This window comes from Streptomyces sp. NPDC023723 (assembly GCF_040639815.1).
Lineage (GTDB): Bacteria > Actinomycetota > Actinomycetes > Streptomycetales > Streptomycetaceae > Streptomyces.
The window spans coordinates 61993-80034 of record NZ_JBFAAP010000033.1; the positions used below are offsets into that span (position 1 = coordinate 61993).

Genomic DNA, 18042 nt, shown 5'->3' on the forward strand with positions numbered 1-18042 from the left:
GCGGCCAGGAACAGCGCCCCGGCCCGGCTCGCGTGCTTCGTGACGGCCGAGGACCTCGGGGTCATCGTTCCTGGGACAGGCGCAGCAGGTCGGCGAAGGTGCCGCCGGCGTGGACCAGGTCGTCGTAGCTGCCCTGTTCGGTGAGGCGGCCCTGTTCCATGACGACGATGCGGTCGGCCATCCTCGTGTTCTCCAGGCGGTGGGTGACGACGATGGTGATGCGGTCGGCCGCGATGGCCCTGATCCGCTCGAAGACGGCGTGCTCGCCACGCGGGTCCAGCTGCGAGGTGGGTTCGTCCAGGATCAGCAGGGGCGGGCGCCGGTACAGGGCCCGGGAGCAGGCCAGCCGCTGCCATTGGCCGCCGGAGAGTTCGGTGCCGCCGAAGATCTCGCGGGCGAGCAGGGTGTCGAGACCGGCGGGCAGTTCCTCGACGGCCTCACGCAGGCCGACCGCGTCGACGGCCGCCCACACCTCGCAGTCGTCGTGGCCGCGGGGCTGGCCGAGGGTGACGTTCTCCCGGGCCCGCAGCGGCCACTGGGCGAAGATCTGCGGCACCAGCCCGGTGCAGGCCCAGACGGTGGCCGGGTCGGCGCCCGCGAGGTCGGTGCCGTTCCAGGTCACCCTGCCCTTGTCGGCGAGGTAGATGCCGGTGATCAGCCGGGTCAGGGTGCTCTTGCCGGAGCCGTTCACGCCGACCACAGCGAGGATCTCGCCGCGCCGCAGGGTGAGGGAGACGCCGTCCACCGCGGGGCGGTCCTTGCCGGGGTACCGGTAGACCACCTCCTCCAGCCGGATCTCCGCCACCGGCGCGGTGACCGCCGACGTGCCGCGGCGCGGCGCCCGGGCGGCGGCGTCGTCGAAGAACGCCTGCATGTCACCGAGGTAGAGGCTGGTGTGGAAGACGGCCGCGCCTTCGACGACTAGCTGGGACAGCGCGGCCAGGGTGGTCTGCACGGCCACCACCGCGGTGGCGGCGACGGCCGGCGCGATCCGCCCGGTCACGGTCAGCCAGGCCAGCGTTCCCCAGGTCGCGGCGAGGAACACGCCGCCCGCCAGCGAGGACAGCAGCGCGATCCGCAGGGTCCGGGGCGCCGCGGCCGTCGTGCGCCGGTCGACCCGCTCGGACAGCGCCCGGTACCAGTGCAGGAGGTAGTCGGTCATGCCGTTGGCGCGGACCTCGTCGCCGTACTTCGGTGTGGTGGCCCACCAGCGGGTCATGCCGCGGACGTTGCGGTCGGCGATGTTCGCGTAGTGGATCTCGTAGTCGACCCGGGCGGTGAGGACCGCGCCGAGGCCGGCCGGGGCGACGGCCAGCAGGAGCAGCGGCAGCATCAGCGGGTGCAGCACGGAGACGACGACGCCGGCGGTGACCAGCCTGATCAGCGCGGACATGAACCGCTGGGCGTCCATGACCATGACGTGGGTACGGGTCACGCCCATCTCGGCCGCCTCCTGGCGGTCGGAGAAGCCGTCCCCCGCGTAGGCGGCGGCCTCCACCCGGCAGACGGCCGCCACCAGCGCGGTGTCCATCGCGGTGGTCAGCCGCGGGGTGACGCGCCGCTCCGCGTACCGGGCCACGGCCACCGACGTCCGGGTCACCGCGCTCGCCGCCGCGACGACGGCCAGCGCGGGCAGCGCCGCGCGCAGCCGGTCCGGCACGGCACCGGTCCCGAGGAGCGGGGCCATCGCCCGGGCGGTCCCGGTCAGCAGCACGGCGGCCGCCGCGCCGGTGGCCAACTGGCAGGCCAGCAGCAGGAGTACGGCCCTGCGGTCGATCGCCCAGGCCAGCCCCGCGATCCGGGCCAGGACGGACGGAAGCCGCGTACACAGACGCAGAAAACCCGCCTGCCCCAGCGGGTTGACGGAGTACTGCCCCGAGTAGGTGATCTCCGCGGGCGGTGGTGGCTGCACGGGTCGGGTGGTCGAGGTCAACTGCTCGCCTCCTTGCGGCGGGTCGCGGCCGGGAACCGGAACGGCACGCACTCAACGACCCGGACCGCGCTGTCGAACACACGTGTTTTGGCCGGACCGCGAACCCCCGTTCCGCGCGGCACCGGAAGGATGCCCGTCGCACCGACCCGCCAGGGGCCAGGGCCGGGCCCGGAACGGCGGTGGCCGAAACGCGGCGGGCGGGGCGGTCCCCGGCTCGGGAACCGCCCTCGCAGGGTCCGTCTGTACGATGCTCGGGCGTCCTGCCGCACCTGCCCCGCCCGCCACGGCGTGCCGGATCACCCGCTCGCCGAGCGGGCCGGGCACCCGAACGCGAAGACGACGGAGCAGTGGTGAGTGCGGCCGGACGTGACGGACCTGCTTCCACCGGCGGAGGCATGGGGAGGTCTCGCAGGGGGCGTGTGAAAGATCGTGACAGACGAAGGTGTGAACCCGTGACCGAAAGCAAGACCGAAACGCTGCAGTACCGCTTTGACGGGCCAGACCACCTGCCAGTCCTGATCCTGGGCCCCTCCCTCGGCACCACCTGGCACATGTGGGACCGCCAGGTGCCCGAGCTGACGCAGCAGTGGCGGGTCTTCCGGTACGACCTGCCGGGGCACGGGGGCGCGCCGGCCCACCCGGGCGGGTCCGTCGGCGACGTCACCGCGCGGCTGCTGGCCACGCTCGACGGGCTCGGTGTGCAGCGGTTCGGGTACGCGGGCTGCGCGTTCGGCGGCGCGGTCGGCATCGAGCTGGCGCTGCGCCACCCCGAGCGGCTCGCCTCGCTGGCGCTGATCGCCGCCTCGCCGCGGTTCGGGACCGCCGACGAGTTCCGCCAGCGCGGGGTGATCGTGCGGACCAACGGCCTCGACCCCATCGCCCGCACCTCGCCCGACCGCTGGTTCACCGGCGGGTTCGCCGCCGCGCAGCCCGCGATCACCGAGTGGGCCGTGCAGATGGTCCGCACCACCGACCCGGGCTGCTACATCGCCGCCTGCGAGGCGCTCGCCGCCTTCGACGTCCGCAACGAACTGGGCCGCGTCGGCGTGCCCACCCTGGTGCTGGTCGGCTCCGACGACCAGGTCACCGGCCCGGCCGAGGCCCGCACCCTGGTGGCCGGCATCCCCGACGCCCGCCTCGCCGTGGTGCCCGGTGCCTCCCACCTGGTCCCCGTCGAGCAGCCCGGCGCCGTCACCGACCTGCTGGTACGGCACTTCACCACCGCCTGGCAGCCCGCCCCGGACGCCACCGGCCAGACGCTGCTCCCGGGGGTCCCCGGCCTGCCGGGCAAGCCGGTGCCGGCCGCGGCGCCGGTGACCGCGCCGGTGGCCGAGATCGCCCCGGCCGTCACCCAGCCGCAGGCCGCCCACGGACGGCCCGACCCCTACGAGGCGGGCCTCAAGGTACGCCGCGAGGTACTCGGCGACGCGCACGTGGACCGGACGCTGGCGGACGCCGACGACTTCTCCGGCGACTTCCAGGAACTCCTCACCCGGTACGCCTGGGGCGAGGTCTGGAACCGCCCGGGCCTGGACCGCCGTACCCGCAGCTGCGTCACCCTCACCGCGCTGGTCGCCGGCGGCCACGCCGAGGAGCTGGCCCCGCACCTGCGGGCCGCCCTGCGCAACGGGCTGACCCCGGCCGAGATCAAGGAGGTGCTGCTCCAGGCGGCCGTCTACTGCGGCGTCCCCGCCGCGGACCGCGCCTTCCGGATCGCCCAGCAGGTCGTCCGGGAGGAGACCACCCCCTCGGAGTGAACCGGGAGCGCCCCGGGGCCAGGATGGAACCATGAACCAGAACCTGAAGCTGACGAAGAAGTCGCACTCCTGCGTCCGGCTGGAGAAGGACGGGCAGATTCTCGTCCTGGATCCCGGGGGGTTCAGCGAGCAGGACGCGGCGCTCGGCGCGGACGCCGTGCTCATCACGCACGAGCACCCCGACCACTTCGACGAGCTGCGGCTGCGCGCCGCGATGGAGATCAACCCGGCCGCCCAGGTGTACACGCTGCGGGCGGTCGCCGAGAAGATCTCCGCCGCCTTCCCGGGCCGGGTGCACACCGTGGGCCACGGCGACACCTTCACCGCGGCCGGCTTCGACGTCCAGGTGCACGGCGAGCTGCACGCGGTGATCCATCCGGACATCCCGCGCATCACCAACATCGGCTTCCTGGTCGAGGGCGGCCGGCTCTTCCATCCCGGGGACGCGCTCACCGTGCCCGACCACCCGGTCGAGACGCTGATGCTCCCGGTGATGGCCCCCTGGAGCAAGATCTCCGAGGTCATCGACTACGTCCGCGAGGTCCGCCCGCAGCGCGCCTACGACATCCACGACGCCCTGCTCACCGACCTCGCCCGCCCGGTCTACGACCGTCAGATCGGCGAGCTGGGTGGCGCGGAGCACCTGCGGCTGGCGGCGGGGGAGAGCACCGTCCTGTGAGTGTCGGACCCGGCCGGTAGGTTGTGGGGCATGCGTATCGCGACCTGGAACGTCAACTCGATCACCGCCCGCCTGCCGAGGCTGCTGGCCTGGCTGGAGAGCAGCGGCACCGATGTGCTGTGCCTCCAGGAGGCCAAGGTGGCCGAGGACCAGTTCCCGTTCGAGCCGCTGCGCGAGGCGGGCTACGAGGCGGCGGTGCACGCCACCGGCCGGTGGAACGGGGTGGCGGTGCTCAGCCGCGTCGGCCTGGCCGACGTGGTCAAGGGCCTGCCCGGCGACCCCGGCTACGACGGCGTCCAGGAGCCCCGCGCCGTCTCCGCGACCTGCGGCCCGGTCCGGGTCTGGTCGGTGTACGTGCCCAACGGCCGCGAGGTCGAGCACCCGCACTACGCGTACAAGCTCCAGTGGTTCGAGGCGCTGCGGGCGGCCGTGGCGGGCGACGCGGCCGGCGACCGCCCGTTCGCGGTGCTGGGGGACTACAACGTGGCGCCGACCGACGACGACGTCTACGACCGCGCCGCCTTCGAGGGCGCCACCCACGTCACCCCGGCCGAGCGGGCCGCCCTGGCCGCCCTGCGCGGCGCCGGGCTGTCCGACGTGGTGCCCCGCCCGCTGAAGTACGACCACCCGTTCACGTACTGGGACTACCGCCAGCTCTGCTTCCCGAAGAACCGCGGCATGCGCATCGACCTGGTGTACGGCAACGAGCCGTTCGCCAAGGCCGTCACCGACTCCTACGTCGACCGCGAGGAGCGCAAGGGCAAGGGCGCCTCCGACCACGCCCCGGTCGTCGTCGACCTCGACGTCCAGGTCTCCTAGGGCACCAGCAGCCGCAGGTCCACCGAGTCGGCCAGTGCCTTCAGGCCGGCGTCGCCGGGGTGCAGGTGGTCGCCGCTGTCGTAGCCGGGCCGCATCCGGGCCGGGTCGGCCGGGTCGCGCAGTACGGCGTCGAAGTCGAGTACGGCGTCGAAGGCGCCGGTGGACCGGAGCCAGGCGTTCGTCCCGGTCCGTTCGGCCTCGACGGCGGGCGTGCACCCGGCCCGGCCCCCGCACGGCACGATGGTCGCCGCCAGCACCCGCAGCCCGAGGGCGTGCGCCCGGTCGGCCAGCGCGCGCAGCCCCGCGGTCAGCGTCCGCGCGTCGGTGCCCGCCAGCAGGTCGTTGACGCCCTCGAACACCACCACCGTGCGCGCCGAGGTCTGCGCGGCCACGTCGCGGTCGAAGCGGTGCAGGGCACTCACCCCGGACTGGTCGGCAAAGACTCCGTCGCCGGGATAGCGGTCGGTGACCACGCGGTTGCCCGAGACGCCGTGGTTCAGCACCCCGTACCGGGGGACGGCGCGCTGCGCCCGCAGCCGGCCGGCCAGCACGTCGGGCCAGCGCCGGTTCGCGTCCACGGTCGAGCGGTCGCCGTCGGTGATCGAGTCCCCGAGCAGCACCACCGACCCCGGCCCGCCGCCGACGTCCACCCCGGTCAGCAGCGGCCAGCAGGTCAGCACGGCGGAGTACCCGCCGCCCGACCGCTGCGCCGTGTGATCGCCCGGCCCGCTCAGATACGACCGCCGCAGCGCCAGCCGGTGGGTGGGCGCCGCCGCGACCGGGCCGGGCAGATGGAAACTCACCAGCAGATCGGCGCCGGCCGGCACCGCGAAGGCCAGCGGATCGCTGTACGCCTGCGCGCCCGCCGGCAGCAGCACGCCCCGGGCGCCGCCGAACGACAGCCGCGCCGGCGCCCCCTGCGCCGCCGCGCCCGCCGCCCGCACCGCCACCGTCGCGGCGCCGATCCGTACCGGCGCCGCCGCGAAGGTGTTGTCGAACCGCAGCCGCACCCGGGTCCCGCCCGCCGAGCCGCGCACCACCAGCCGCAGCGTCCGGTCGGTCCACGGACCCACCGCCGGCTGACCGGAGGTGGAGGCCGCCCAGGTCCCGGTCCAGCCCCGCCCGCCGTCCCGGACCGCCAGCGCGAACACATGCAGGTCCGGCGCGTACGGCAGCCGCACCGAGGCCACCTCGCGGTCCGCCGCGAGCGGCACGGTCACCGCGTACAGCCGGGCCCGCTCGGGGAGCCGGCCGGACGGGGTGCCGAGGCCCGGCAGGGCGACCGCCTTGGTGGCGAGCGGGCCGGTGCGCCAGTCGGGGGCGGCGAGCCGGACCGCCGACCGGGTGCCGTCCGCGTACGCCACCTCGGCCGCCCCGCCCGCCGCGCCGCCGCCGGTGGACACCGCCAGGAAGGCGAGCGCGTCGCCGCGGCCGGTGACCCGCACCCGCTGCCCGTTGGCCCGTACGTTGTCCGGCTCGCCCGGCGCCCGCGCGGGCCAGGTCAGCCGGGCCCCGCGCACCGTGAGCGTCCGGCCCGGCGTCCAGCCCGCGGCGGCCAGGTCACCGGCCGGCAGGAAGCCGCCCGCGCCGTCGAAGTCCGCCGTGCCGGGGCGGGCGGCGTCGCCGACGGCCGTGTTGTCGAAGTACCGCTCCAGCGGCAGCGGCGCGGCGGCGCGCGCCGGGGCGCCCGGCGATCCCGCCACCAGCAGGGCGAGTACCACCACCCAACCGCGGACTCCTCGGCGCACGGTGGCTCCTCCCCCTCGGCTCAGCGCGCCGACTCCCCGCCGGCGGACGCACGCGAAGCTAGGAAGGCACCCGGCACCCGTCAACGCACCATGCCGGGCGGGCCGGTGACTTCACCCGGACGCGAGCACCCGCGCGCCTGTAGTGCGTTCGGCGGTATGAATGACAGGCTGGAGATATGAACATCCCCTTCCTGGGCAAGCGGCGTGCGGAGCCGGGGACTCGTGACCCGGAGGGCATCGCCGGCCTGCTCGCCGAGTGCGAACTGCTGCGGTCCCAGGCGAGTCGGGAGGGTGTCCGGCTCGACGACTCCCCGGCCTCGCTGGAACAGCTCGACCAGGTCGTGCCGCGCTGGCGGGACGACGAGGAGATCCTGCCCTGGCTGGGCAACGACGCCGGGCTGTACCTGGGCACCGTCATCGTGCGCACCGTGCCGGGTGCCGCCTGGGGGTTCCGGGCGGACGGCCAGCCGGTGGTCCGGCTCGCCTCCGGCCGGGAGTTCGACGTGGTCGCCTCCGGCCACGAGTGGGCGGCCAGCGGCGCGCCCGAGCTGTCGCAGTCGTACGCCGAGGTCGCGGAGAACTGACCGCACCGGCACACAACAACAGTCGTAAATACGGCTAATGCCCGAAAAGTGCGTGTCGGGTGTGGGGCGCCCGCTCGGCCGGATACGTTGCGGCAGCCAGGACACAGCTGAGGAAAAGGGCTGGGATGGTCGTCGATCCAGTGATCGAGTCGCCAGTGATCGAGTCGAGTGAGGTCAGGACGCACCCGGGGGAGCGGGCCGGGGGCAGCGGGGGACGCGCCAGTCCCGCCCCGGGGCATCTCGGGCCACCGGCCTGACCCGGCCGCGGGCACCCCCGCCGGACACCGGACCCGTCCGGTGCCAGCCGCAGATCACTCCTCGTGCGACGTGGGAGAAGGTCAGCTGCGCGCCGGCCGGGCGGTGGAGCGGCCCGCACGGATCGCTCGGGGCCCGGTACCGGACATCGCGTCCGGCGCCGGGCCCCGAGGCGTGCGCGTCCAGTGCCTCCGGTGACGGCCGCCGTCCCGCTCAGGCGGTCTTGCCCCGCGTGCGCCGGTCGCCCAGGCCGAGGTGCTTGAGGGCGAGGGTGTCCAGCGCGGTGAGCACCCCGTTGAGGATCAGCGTCATCGCCACCAGGACGATCAGACCGGCGAACTCGGTCGGCGCGTCCAGGTTGGTGGCCGCGGTGAACAGTTCGTGACCGACCCCCTCGGTGGAGGCGATGAACTCACCGCCGATGACCCCGAGGATGGCCAGCGGTCCGCCGGTCTTGAGCGCCGCGAAGAACGGCGCCGCCAGGGTGGGCAGCGTCACATAGCTCAGCACATGGTGCCGGCGTCCGCCCATCACCTGGACGATCTCCACCAGCTCACGCTCCCGCAGCCGCAGCCCCAGGTAGACGTTGTAGAAGACCACGAAGGCCACCCCCGCCGCCGCGATCGTGATCTTCGACATCGGGCCGATGCCGAAGAACAGCAGGAACAGCGGGGCGAGCGCGATCTTGGGGATGCCGTTGACGGCCGCGATGAGCGGCTCCAGGACCTGGCCCGCGAGCGGCACCGAGCCCAGCACCAGACCCATCACGGTGCCGATCGCCACCCCGATCCCGAAGCCCGCCACGATCTCGATCGCGGTCGCCTTGATGTCGAGCCATCCGGTCGACGAGCCGAGCAGGTCCCACAGGGCTCGCGACACGTCGGTGGGCTTGCTGACGGCGTACTCCGGCAGCACCGGTCCGCTCATCACCTGCCACAAAATCAGACACAGGGCGATCACCGCGATGCGCAGCACCACCACCAGGGCGGTCCGCCGCCACGCACTGTTCCTCACGCTTCCCGCAGGGTTCACTTTCTCGACCTCGGTCTTGCTTTCCGCACTGCTGGTGGCAGTCGCCATCGTCTGCTCCTTCCAGTTGGCCGGACGCGGCACGCGGGCCGTCTACGGCAGGTACTTGTTGGTCCAGTTGTCAGCGGTGACCTTCGCGCCGTCGGGGAGCGTGCCCAGGCTGTCCAGGAAGGCCATCGTCTTCTGCCAGCCCGCCGCGTCCATCGAGCCGTCCGCGGGCCATTCGACCTGCTGGAGGCTGCCCTGCACGACGTCGTCCGGTACGCCCTTCAGGGCCTTCTGCGCGGCCTGGAGCACCGACTTGTCGTTGCTGTCCTCAAGATGGGTGCTCATGTACGCGGTCGCCTGCTGCACCGCCGTGACGAACTTCTTCACGATGTCGGGGTGTGCGGAGGCGTAGCTCTTCTGGGTCACCACCAGCTGCCCGTAGCCGGCCTGCTCGGCGGCCCACTGGGGGACCTTGAACGGGTCGGCCACCACGATGCCGTCCCCGGCGTCCTGGATCTGCAGCGGAATCGGCTCGGAGGTGAGGAACCAGTCGATCTGGCCGCTGTTGATGGCGGCCTTGTCGGCGGCCGGGCTCGGCAGCGAGACCCACTTCACCTTCTTGTCGGGGTCGACACCGTACTTCTTCAGGAAGATGCCGGCCTCGGCCTTGGTGTTCTCCGAGCTGGCGCCGCCGGTGGAGCCGGACAGCGCCTTGGCCACCTTCTCGGCGGACGACTTCGCGGTCAGGTCGTGGGCCGCGGCGAACTTCTTGCTCACGACGAGGCCGAGCGGGTTGCCCAGGCCGTCGGCGGAGACCGCGATCTGCGGCAGGTTCTTGGACAGCGAGGTCACGAACCCGGTGGGGCTGCTGTCGAAGAAGTCCACCGAACCCGACTGGAGCGCCGAGGGACCGGTCGCCGCGGTCAGGGTCACGAACTTCATCTTCAGGCCCTGCTTCTTGAAGAAGCCCTGGGCGTCGGCCACCTGGAGCGGGGTGTCGAAGATGCTGCCGCCGCCGCCCACCGTGACCTGGGTGAGTCCGTCCGCGGTGGTCGTGGTGGTGGAACCGCTGCCGCAGGCGGTGAGCAGGGCCGGGGTGAGCACCGCGGCCGAGGCCGCGGCGAGCAGCCGCCGCCTGCCGGACGGGAACCGGAAGCCGCCGCGGGCGGTGCGGCCGGTGTGGTGGTGGGTCATGAACAGTCTCCTGTCACCAGGCGTGCTGGGTACGGAAATAGCGTTGCCAGAAGTCGAACCGGGGCGGGTCGGCCAGGGGGATGGGGCCGAAGGCCGCACCGACCTCCATGACCGCCGGGGTGTCCGGTGTCCATGCGGGCCAGTGCGGCAGTCCGGGGCCGTTGGGGTCGCCGGTGGCCACGTAGTTGGCCCAGTAGCCGGTCATCGTCCGTGCGATGGCGTGGTCCTCGGCGGTCCACTCGGCACGGTCGGGGTGCAGGTTGCCGAGTACGAAGTCGATCTCGGAACCGTGCGAGGCGCGGCGGGTGTCCTGGCCGGCCGCCGGGGCGGCGTAGGTCCAGAAGTAGGTGTACACGGGCCGGTCAGCGTGTGCGGCCCAGTCCTTCGCCCACAGCCAGGTGGAGATCCTGGCATTGTCCCGTACCGCGGCGCAATGGGCGTGCGCCGCTTCTTCGTCGGTGCGGCCCGGATAGAGCCGGAGGAACTCGTCGGCCAGCGCCCCGAACTTGCTCCGGGCCGCGGCGACGTACTCCTGCCGTGTCACAAGGACCGGCGGGGCGCCCGGCCGCCACGCCTTCCGGCCGGCCGTCCGGTACGCCGCGAAGGTGCTCGCGGGCACCGCCCCGCTCTCGTCGAGGTTGTTCCCGGCGAGATACCAGACGTCGTTCTGTGTCCCCTTGGCATACGTCTCGGCGTAGCCGTGCGGCACCACCCAGCCGTCGACGACCGGGCGGAACAGCGGCGGTTTGGCCGCACTCCCGGTGTCGACGGTGTCGTCGATCGCGGAGGCGTCGCCCTCGACCAGCTTCTGCCAGGGCAGAGCGCGCAGCTGTCGCGGGGTGTGCGCGCCGCGCGCCGCCGCGTACCGGGCGCCGGCCGCCTCGGCGTCGGCCGGCGTCCGGTAGGACGAGGACAGATACCGCAGTTCGGGGTCGCGGGCATGGCGCGCGTGGCTCTGCGCGACGGCCCGCTGGAAGAGTCCCTCGGCCAGGGGTGACATGGCGAGGAAGTTGACCGATCCGGCGCCGGCCGACTGTCCGGCGACGGTGACCCGGTCGGGGTCGCCGCCGAAGCCGGCGATGTTGCGCCGGACCCACTTCAGGGCGGCGATCTGGTCGAGGAGTCCGTAGTTGCCCGAGACGTGGTGTTCGGACTCCTCGCTCAGCCCGGGGGTGGCGAGGAAACCGAGGGCGCCCAGCCGGTAGTTGAAGGTGACCACCACGATGCCCTCGCGGGCCAGTGCCTCGCCGTCCCAGCGGGGGTTGCCGCCGGTGCCGACGCGGAAGCCGCCGCCGTAGATCCACACCAGCACCGGACGGGGCCGCCGGTCCTCGGTGTCCGCCGCGGTCCAGACGTTGAGGCGCAGGCAGTCCTCGCTCATCGGCAGGTCGTTGCCGTCCAGCTCGGACCCCGGCAGCTGCGGGCACATCGGGCCGAACCGGTTGGCCGGCAGCACCCCGGTCCAGGGCACCGGTGGTCGCGGTGGCCGCCAGCGCAGCTCGCCGACCGGCGGGGCCGCGTAGGGGATGCCGCGGAAGACGGTGACCGACCGGTCACGTCCGGGGATGCCCTCGACCACTCCCGCTTCGGTGCTCACTCGCTGGTGCATGGTCTGCCTTTCCGGGGGGTGTCGCGCGGGCACGGAGAGCTGCGGAGGTCACCTCCTCAGGCGTCCGCCGGCAGGGCGGCGGCCAGGCGCTGCTGCTCGGCCTGGAGCAGCAGCGCCCGTCTGGCGCTGCCGACGTGGTGCAGCATGGCGGCGGTGGCCGCCTGCGGGTTGCGGGTGATGATGGCCCAGAGGATGGCCTGGTGCTCCTCCAGCGATCCGGCCCGGGGGTGCGGCGCGGACAGGTTGCGGTACTGCCGCATCACCAAGGGGTAGAGCAGGATGTCGTACGCCCGGGCCAGGGTCTGCTGGTGGGCGGCCTCCTTCACCTGCTGGTGGAAGCGCCGGTTGCCCCGCGAGTAGCCGGTCGCGTCGCCGCGCGCCCGGCAGTCCTCCATCGCCTCCAGCGTGCGGCGCAGGGCCTGGATCTCCTCGTCGGTGCCCCGTTCCGCGGCCTTGCCCGCGAGCGCGGACTCCAGAGTCTCGCGCGCCTCCAGGATGTCCGCGGCCTCCTCGACGGAGAAGTGCCGGGTCCGCACGCCGCGGTTCGGCTCGCTGGTGACGTACCCCTCCTGGGCCAGCCGGACCAGCACCGTGCGCATGGTGCTGCGCGAGACGCTGAACATGCGGGTCAGGTCGGCCTCGGTGAGCCGGGTCCCCGGTTCGATGCTGCCGGACAGCAGCAGCGAGCGCAGTCCCTCGTAGGCCTGGCTCTGCCGGGTCAGCGAGGTGCGGCCGGCGTCGTCGTCGAAACCGTTGGAATCCATGGTGATCACCTTGTGGGTCGGTGCGCGGGGGCCGGTCACGGTCACCGGCGCGACGGTCAGGCGTCGCGCCGGGCCAGCTGCGGGTACAGGCGGCGGGCGGTGCCGGCGAAGATCTCCTGCCGGTCGGCCTCGGGGAGTGCCGCGAGGACGCCCTCGGCGAGGGCGCGCAGTTCCGGCAGCGACTGTTCGGCGGCCGGGAGGTTGGAGCCCCAGGCGATGCGGGCGGCGCCGAAGGCCTCGACGACCGGGGTGAGGAAGTCGGCGGCCTGTTCGCCGGCGTCGTGCAGCCGCTCCAGGTTGCGGTGGGTGAGCTTGAGGTGCAGGCCCGGGTGGACGCCGAGGGCGGCGACCTCGGCGCCGGCCCGGGCGGGCGAGGCGGCGATGTCGGGGTAGCCGATGTGGTCCAGGAGCACCTTCACGCCGGGGAAGCGTTCCAGCAGTTCCACCAGCTGTCCGGTGGCCGCGCCCAGGCGCATCTGGAGGCAGACCGGCAGGTCCAGTTCGGCGGCCCGCTCCCAGAACGGGAAGGTCTCCGGGGCGACGAACCACTCGCCCTGGGTGGGTACGGTGCTGCCGCTGGTGAACAGCCGCACCCCGGCCAGACCGCCCTCGCCGACGGCGGCCTTGAGCGAGTCGGCGGCGTCGGGCAGCAGCGGGTCGACGGTGCCGACGGCGACGAAGCGGTCCGGCCGGCTGCGGGTGCTGTCCAGGACATAGGAGTTGTCGTAGCCGTAGTGGGTGGTGGCCTGGACCAGGACGGCCTGGTCGATGCCGGTCTCGTCCATGCGGGCGAGCATGCCCTCGGCGGTGACCGGGCGGGTGGCGGCCCAGGCGGACTGCTTGCCGCCGAGCGGGGCTGGGGGGTAGCTGCTGGTGTCCGCGGAGATGATGTGGCAGTGGGCGTCTACGAAGTCCATGCGGTTCCGGCTCCTTGTCTCGTCCGTGTCTTCTGCTCGGGTCTGCTGCTCGGGGTGGTTCAGGCGTCGGGGTAGTCGCCCGGCGCGAACAGGGCCGTGAGGTCGGCGGGGAAGTCCGCGTCCAGCAGGCCCTGTTCCTTGGCGAAGCGGACCATGGCGGTCAGGCTGGGCTCGTTGGCGGCGATGCCGTACGGGACCGGGTCGCCGCCGATGTCCCGGGCCTGGCGGGCCAGCCGGGGCACCGCCGCCCACTCGGGCCGGGCGGTGAGGTGGCGGCGCTTGCTCTCGGCGAACGCCGCGTACAGCTTGCCCGGCAGCTCCGGGTCGCGCTCCACCAGTTCGGTGCGCAGCGAGATCAGGGAGTGCAGGGGGTAGACGCCCTTGCGCAGGTAGTGGTCGACGGCGAGGGTGCCGGCCTCGGGGAACAGCGGGTAGGGGCCCTCGTCGCCGCCCGCCTCGGGTTCGGCGGCGGCGGTCCAGCCGGCCTTGGGGGCGCCGGCCCGGCCGGTGCCGGCGTTGCCGGTCAGGGCGGCGTCGATCTCGCCGGCGCGCAGCAGTTCGCCCAGCGAGCGGCCGTCGGTGACGCGTTCGACGTTGGCGGGGACCCGGCCCTCGATGTGGTCGTCGTCGTCCACCACCCAGGTGATGGTGTCGATGTCCACGCCGTACTCGTCGCGCAGCACACCGCGCACCCACACGCCGGTGCTCACCGAGTAGGCGCGCACACCGATGCGGCGGCCCTCCAGGTCGCGCGGCACCCGGATGCCGGAGTTCGCGGCGCACTGCACGTCACCGTGGTGGAAGCGGCGGTTGAGGAACACCGGGACGGCGGTCAGCGGTATGCCTTCCTGACGTGCCATCAGGTAGGAGACCGGGGCGAGTTCGCACACGTCGAACTCCAGGTCCCGGATCATCCGCCGGTAGGCGCCGATGACCGGCTTGACCTCCACCGGATCGACGGCGTACCCGTCCATCGTGATGTCGCCGTCCAGCAGTGGCTGCGCGTGCGGGTAGTCCCCGACGACGACCGTGAGCTTGTCCATGTGTGGCTGTCCTTCTTCGTTCTGACTTCGTTCTGAGGTGGGGGGTGGGGTGGGTCAGCCGCCGAGGCGGGCCGGTGACACACCCAGTGCCGTGCAGGTGCGTTCGACGAGTTCGTCGTAGTCCACCGCGCGGGGGATGACGTCCTGTTCCAGCGCGTAGGCGGCGGCCTTGGTGAACGCGCCGCGCAGCGCCTCGAAGCCGACCGGGTGCAGCGGGAAGGGCCGGCCGGTCTCCTCCTTGGCGGCGAGTACGGCGGCCATCGCGTCGTACGCGGCCAGCACGGCGTCGGGGTACCGCGCGGCGGCGGCCTCGGAGACGCCGACCACGTGGTTGACGGGGATGAACCCCTGGTCCTTCGACCACTGCTCGGCGACCGCCTGCGCGTCGTCGATGGCGGTGCGGATGCGGTCGTCGGCGGGCAGTTCGTTGCCCATGATGCCGAAGTCGACGTTCCCGGCCAGGAAGTCCGCGGGCAGCTTGGTGCCCTCCGGCGCCCGGGTGACCCAGGACGGGTCCTCGGCGCCCTCGACGTGATGGCCCTCGTACGTCGTCCACCGCGCCTTGCGCAGATCGACACCGTACTGCTCGGTGAGGAAGCCGCGCACCCACACCCCGGTGGTCTGGCTCCAGGCGCGCACCCCGACACGGTGGCCCTCGACGTCGGCGACGCCCAGACCGCCGAGGGTGACCAGGGTCTGGTGCTGGTGCCGGCCGAGCGTGGTGACCGGCAGCAGCAGGACCGGCTTGTTGTGGGCCAGGGCCTGGAGCACCGTCACGATGGCCAGTTCGCACAGGTCGACGTCCGACCGGTTCACAAAACCGCGCGACGCCTTGTGCACCGGCTTGATGCCGACCCGCTCCGGCTCCGCGCCCGCTTCCCGGGCCGCCGACAGCGCGGCTGCCGCGAGATCGTCACGGCCGAGCACCAGCTTCATTCTTCTTCTCCTTGTGCCGAGGGACGGGGCCGGTGGTGCCGCTCGTGGTGCTGACGCAGCAGGTCGACGCCGAAGTCATTGCCGTTGGGGGTGCGCACGACGGTGTGGATGTGCCGGCGCGAGGGGTAGTCGTTGTCGAAGATCACGCCGGGCATGTGCTCGAACTCGACGATGATCACCGGGCTGTGGAAGCGGTAGTAGAAGGTGCCGTCGGGGTCCCCGGCCCAGCCGAAGTAGGTGTCGCCCTCGTGGTCCAGCACCTCCCGCAGCCGGGTGCGGGCCTGGTCCTCACGGGCCCGGTTCACATACAGGCCGAGCAGCTGGAGCGCGGTCTCCCGCTGGCCGGCCGACAGCTCGGCCAGCCGCAGTCCCCGGTAGTCCAGCTCGTAGTTGTCCCGGAACGCCCCGACCAGCAGTTCCTCCGGCTTCTCGGCCGCGATGGTGGCGCGCTCCCGCTGCCCGCCGTCGAGCTGGGTGAACAGCTCGTGGCCGAGTGCCTCCTCGCCCCGGAACGCCACCGTCCCGGCGTACTTCCCGCCGCCGGCCGTCACCGGCTCGGCGCCCAGGAAGGACGGGGTGAGCACCATCTGGTTCCCGACGAACACACAGTTGACGTTGACGTGGTGTCCGTCGAGCTGCCAGCCCCACGGGCCGCCGTTCTCCGGCTCCCCGTAGACGGAGAACCAGTACAGCCACTCGTTGAGTCCGTGCGTGTTGTCACTCAGCTCACCGATGGTGAGGTTGAGGCGCATCAGGTCGACCACCTGGCCGTAGCCGGCCGCGCTGAGGCTCTCCCGGACGACGTTCATGGCCTGCCGGCGGCCGATGTCGTCGAGGTCCTCGAGCAGCACACCGTGGCGCAGGAAGTAACGCGCGCCGTTGTTCCAGTGCCGCCAGCTCTCGTCGTCCATCGCGAACCGGCCCTCGGCGCGCCGCTCCTCGGTCAGGCCCGCCAGGTACTCCTCCGCCGCCCGGTACACCTTGCGGACGTCCGCTCCGGTGTCGCGCAGCGGGAACAGTCCCGGCCGGATGCCGTCCGAGGTGGCCACGCCCCGGAAGGGCTCGTGGGCCGCCTTGACCCGCCAGGCGACCTTGTCGAGCAGGTCGGGGGTCCAGATCTCCGGCTTGCGCGTGGGCGGGTTGCCCCGCTTGCGCAGCCCTACCGGCTCACCCATCGCCGCTCCTCCTTTCACTGGTTGTGCTGGTGTCCGCCGGCTCCTCAGCTGTCGAGGAAGGCCGTCTTCCGCTCGATCGCCGCGACGTCCACGCCCTGGCCGATGAGGCCCTGTTCCCGGGCGTACTGGGCGGCGATCTCCACGCACGCGGTGAGCCGCAGGCTCCAGCCGGCGGTGACCGCGCGGCCGGCGGGGGAGTCGTCGCGCTCGCCCGCGGTGTCCGCGATCGCCTGCGCCAGGGCCCGGTACACGGCGCGTACGGCGTCCGGGGAGTCCCGCAGGACGTCGTCGCGCACCACCAGCAGATGGTTGGCCGGGATGGTCCCGTGCCGCTCGATCCACGCCTGCCCGGCCTGCTCGGCGTCCGCCACCAGCGGCACCAGCCCGGCGCCCTGCCCGCCGATCGCCTTGGGGCCGAGCACCGCCGCCGACACGTCGTGGGACCGCAGCAGGTCCGCGACCCGCTCGGCCTTCGACCGCTCCACGTTCGGCGGGTTGACGTATTGGGCCACATGGACGTCCTCGGTGGTCACCCAGGTGACGTCCGAGGACTTGACCCCGTACTCCTCCTGGAGCCAGCCGCGCACCCACAGGCCGGTGGTCTGGCCGTAGGCGCGGACGCCCACCCGGTGGCCGGCGAGGTCCGCGGGGCCGATCTCCGGGCCCTCGGGCAGCCGGGTCAGCGAACGGTGGTGGGTGCTGCCCACCAGCACCACCGGCAGCAGGGTCACCGGGATGCCGGCGTCCAGGGCCTGGAGGTAGGTGGCCATCGGCATCTCGCAGATGTCGTAGGCCAGGTCACGGACCATCCGGGCGAAGGCCGGGGGCAGCGGAGTGGACTCCGGGTACTGGCAGTCCACCCCCGGCACGGGGACGGTGCCGTCCTTCAGCGGGCGGGTGTGCGGGTGGTTGCCCAGCATTACCTTGAGCTGTGCGGACATGGGTGTTCCCTTCTTCCCGCTCACACGTCCTCGCCGTATTGGATGCGGCGGTAGGGGGTGCTGAGTACTTCGCGGGTGATGCGGACGTCGATGACGGTGGGGCGGGGGTTGTGGATGTAGTCGGCGAGTGCGGTGTGGAGTTCGTCGGGGGTGCGGACGGTGGCTCCGCCGCCGCCCAGGGACTGGGCGACGGTGCCGAGTTCGGGGGTGGGGATGGTGGCGAGGTCGGGGTCGAGGCCCTTGGCCTTGGCCTTGTGGTATTCGGCGCCCAGGCCCTGGTCGTTCATGACGACGACCAGGAGGGGAATGTCGTAGCGGCAGGCGGTCTCGAACTCGGACAGGTGCATCAGGAAGCTGGCGTCGCCCTCGACGACGAAGCCGGGCTTGTTGCCCTTGGCGATCATCTGGCCGATGGCGATCAGGGGGGCCTGGCCGATGGCGCCGAACATGCCGTAGTTGGACAGCACGTCGCGGGAGCGCTGGAAGAGCATGGTGCCGAAGTCGGTCTGGTGGCCGCTGCCCAGGACCAGGCCCATGTCGGCGGGCAGGTCGTGGTCGAGGATCCAGATCGCCTCGCGGGGGTCGAGGCGGCCGGGTTCACGGACGTATGCGGGCTGTTCCAGGCGGCCGGTGAGGTGCCGGCGGGTCTGCTCGGTGTGGTAGCCCTCCAG

At 72.9% G+C, this 18042-nt stretch carries 16 protein-coding genes; 4 read left to right on the forward strand and 12 right to left on the reverse strand.

What is annotated here, in order from left to right; translation table 11 throughout:
• Window positions 1-61: 61 nt before the first annotated feature.
• On the reverse strand, window positions 62-1933 hold the full coding sequence (locus AB0G32_RS27995) for an ATP-binding cassette domain-containing protein (RefSeq protein WP_361168997.1): 1872 nt from the start codon (window positions 1931-1933) through the stop codon (window positions 62-64).
• 452 nt (window positions 1934-2385) lie between these two features.
• Between AB0G32_RS27995 and pcaC the strand changes: the two genes are divergently transcribed.
• The 3 genes from pcaC to AB0G32_RS28010 are packed head-to-tail and all read left to right on the forward strand — an operon-like array spanning window position 2386 to window position 5188.
• On the forward strand, window positions 2386-3690 hold the full coding sequence (gene pcaC / locus AB0G32_RS28000; protein WP_361169000.1) for a 4-carboxymuconolactone decarboxylase: 1305 nt from the start codon (window positions 2386-2388) through the stop codon (window positions 3688-3690).
• A gap of 43 nt (window positions 3691-3733) precedes the next feature.
• A complete protein-coding gene (locus AB0G32_RS28005; RefSeq protein WP_361169060.1) occupies window positions 3734-4369 on the forward strand; it encodes an MBL fold metallo-hydrolase in 636 nt (211 codons plus the stop codon).
• Between the two features lie 30 nt (window positions 4370-4399).
• Window positions 4400-5188 (forward strand): exodeoxyribonuclease III, encoded by a 789-nt coding sequence (locus AB0G32_RS28010; protein ID WP_361169003.1) that lies wholly within the window; start codon window positions 4400-4402, stop codon window positions 5186-5188.
• On the opposite strand, the gene AB0G32_RS28015 is transcribed toward AB0G32_RS28010, so the two are convergent.
• Complete coding sequence (locus AB0G32_RS28015) at window positions 5185-6936, reverse strand: SGNH/GDSL hydrolase family protein (protein WP_361169006.1); 1752 nt, start codon at window positions 6934-6936, stop codon at window positions 5185-5187. The two genes, AB0G32_RS28010 and AB0G32_RS28015, sit on opposite strands and share 4 nt — an antisense overlap.
• Before the next feature lie 176 nt (window positions 6937-7112).
• On the opposite strand from AB0G32_RS28015, the gene AB0G32_RS28020 reads away from it, so the two are divergent.
• Entirely contained in the window at window positions 7113-7520 is a 408-nt protein-coding gene (locus AB0G32_RS28020) for a DUF6278 family protein (protein WP_361169009.1), read from the forward strand.
• 468 nt (window positions 7521-7988) lie between these two features.
• Here the strand turns inward: AB0G32_RS28020 and AB0G32_RS28025 are convergent, their stop codons facing one another.
• The 10 genes from AB0G32_RS28025 to AB0G32_RS28070 all read right to left on the reverse strand — a co-directional run.
• Window positions 7989-8789 carry an ABC transporter permease gene (locus AB0G32_RS28025; RefSeq protein ID WP_361169012.1) on the reverse strand — a complete coding sequence of 267 codons (801 nt, stop codon included), beginning with the start codon at window positions 8787-8789 and terminating at the stop codon, window positions 7989-7991.
• A 108-nt stretch (window positions 8790-8897) separates the two neighbouring features.
• Window positions 8898-9986 (reverse strand): ABC transporter substrate-binding protein, encoded by a 1089-nt coding sequence (locus tag AB0G32_RS28030; RefSeq protein WP_361169015.1) that lies wholly within the window; start codon window positions 9984-9986, stop codon window positions 8898-8900.
• A 13-nt stretch (window positions 9987-9999) separates the two neighbouring features.
• The gene (locus AB0G32_RS28035) at window positions 10000-11583 is read right to left on the reverse strand and encodes a carboxylesterase family protein (RefSeq protein WP_361169018.1); all 1584 of its coding nucleotides are present in this window, start codon (window positions 11581-11583) and stop codon (window positions 10000-10002) included.
• 68 nt (window positions 11584-11651) lie between these two features.
• On the reverse strand, window positions 11652-12359 hold the full coding sequence (locus AB0G32_RS28040) for a GntR family transcriptional regulator (protein WP_361169021.1): 708 nt from the start codon (window positions 12357-12359) through the stop codon (window positions 11652-11654).
• Between the two features lie 56 nt (window positions 12360-12415).
• Entirely contained in the window at window positions 12416-13276 is an 861-nt protein-coding gene (locus AB0G32_RS28045; protein ID WP_361169024.1) for an amidohydrolase family protein, read from the reverse strand.
• Window positions 13277-13335: 59 nt separating this feature from the next.
• Complete coding sequence (locus tag AB0G32_RS28050) at window positions 13336-14319, reverse strand: ABC transporter substrate-binding protein (protein ID WP_361169027.1); 984 nt, start codon at window positions 14317-14319, stop codon at window positions 13336-13338.
• Window positions 14320-14373: 54 nt separating this feature from the next.
• Window positions 14374-15255, reverse strand: coding sequence for a hypothetical protein (locus AB0G32_RS28055; RefSeq protein WP_361169030.1), 882 nt, complete (start codon window positions 15253-15255; stop codon window positions 14374-14376).
• A complete protein-coding gene (locus AB0G32_RS28060) occupies window positions 15252-16430 on the reverse strand; it encodes a DUF3500 domain-containing protein (protein ID WP_361169033.1) in 1179 nt (392 codons plus the stop codon). The genes AB0G32_RS28055 and AB0G32_RS28060 overlap by 4 nt, the downstream gene beginning before the upstream one ends.
• 44 nt (window positions 16431-16474) lie before the next feature.
• Window positions 16475-17371 carry a hypothetical protein gene (locus tag AB0G32_RS28065; RefSeq protein WP_361169036.1) on the reverse strand — a complete coding sequence of 299 codons (897 nt, stop codon included), beginning with the start codon at window positions 17369-17371 and terminating at the stop codon, window positions 16475-16477.
• Window positions 17372-17391: 20 nt separating this feature from the next.
• Window positions 17392-18042 (reverse strand): thiamine pyrophosphate-dependent enzyme (locus AB0G32_RS28070; protein WP_361169039.1); only part of this gene is annotated, 651 nt, incomplete at its 5' end.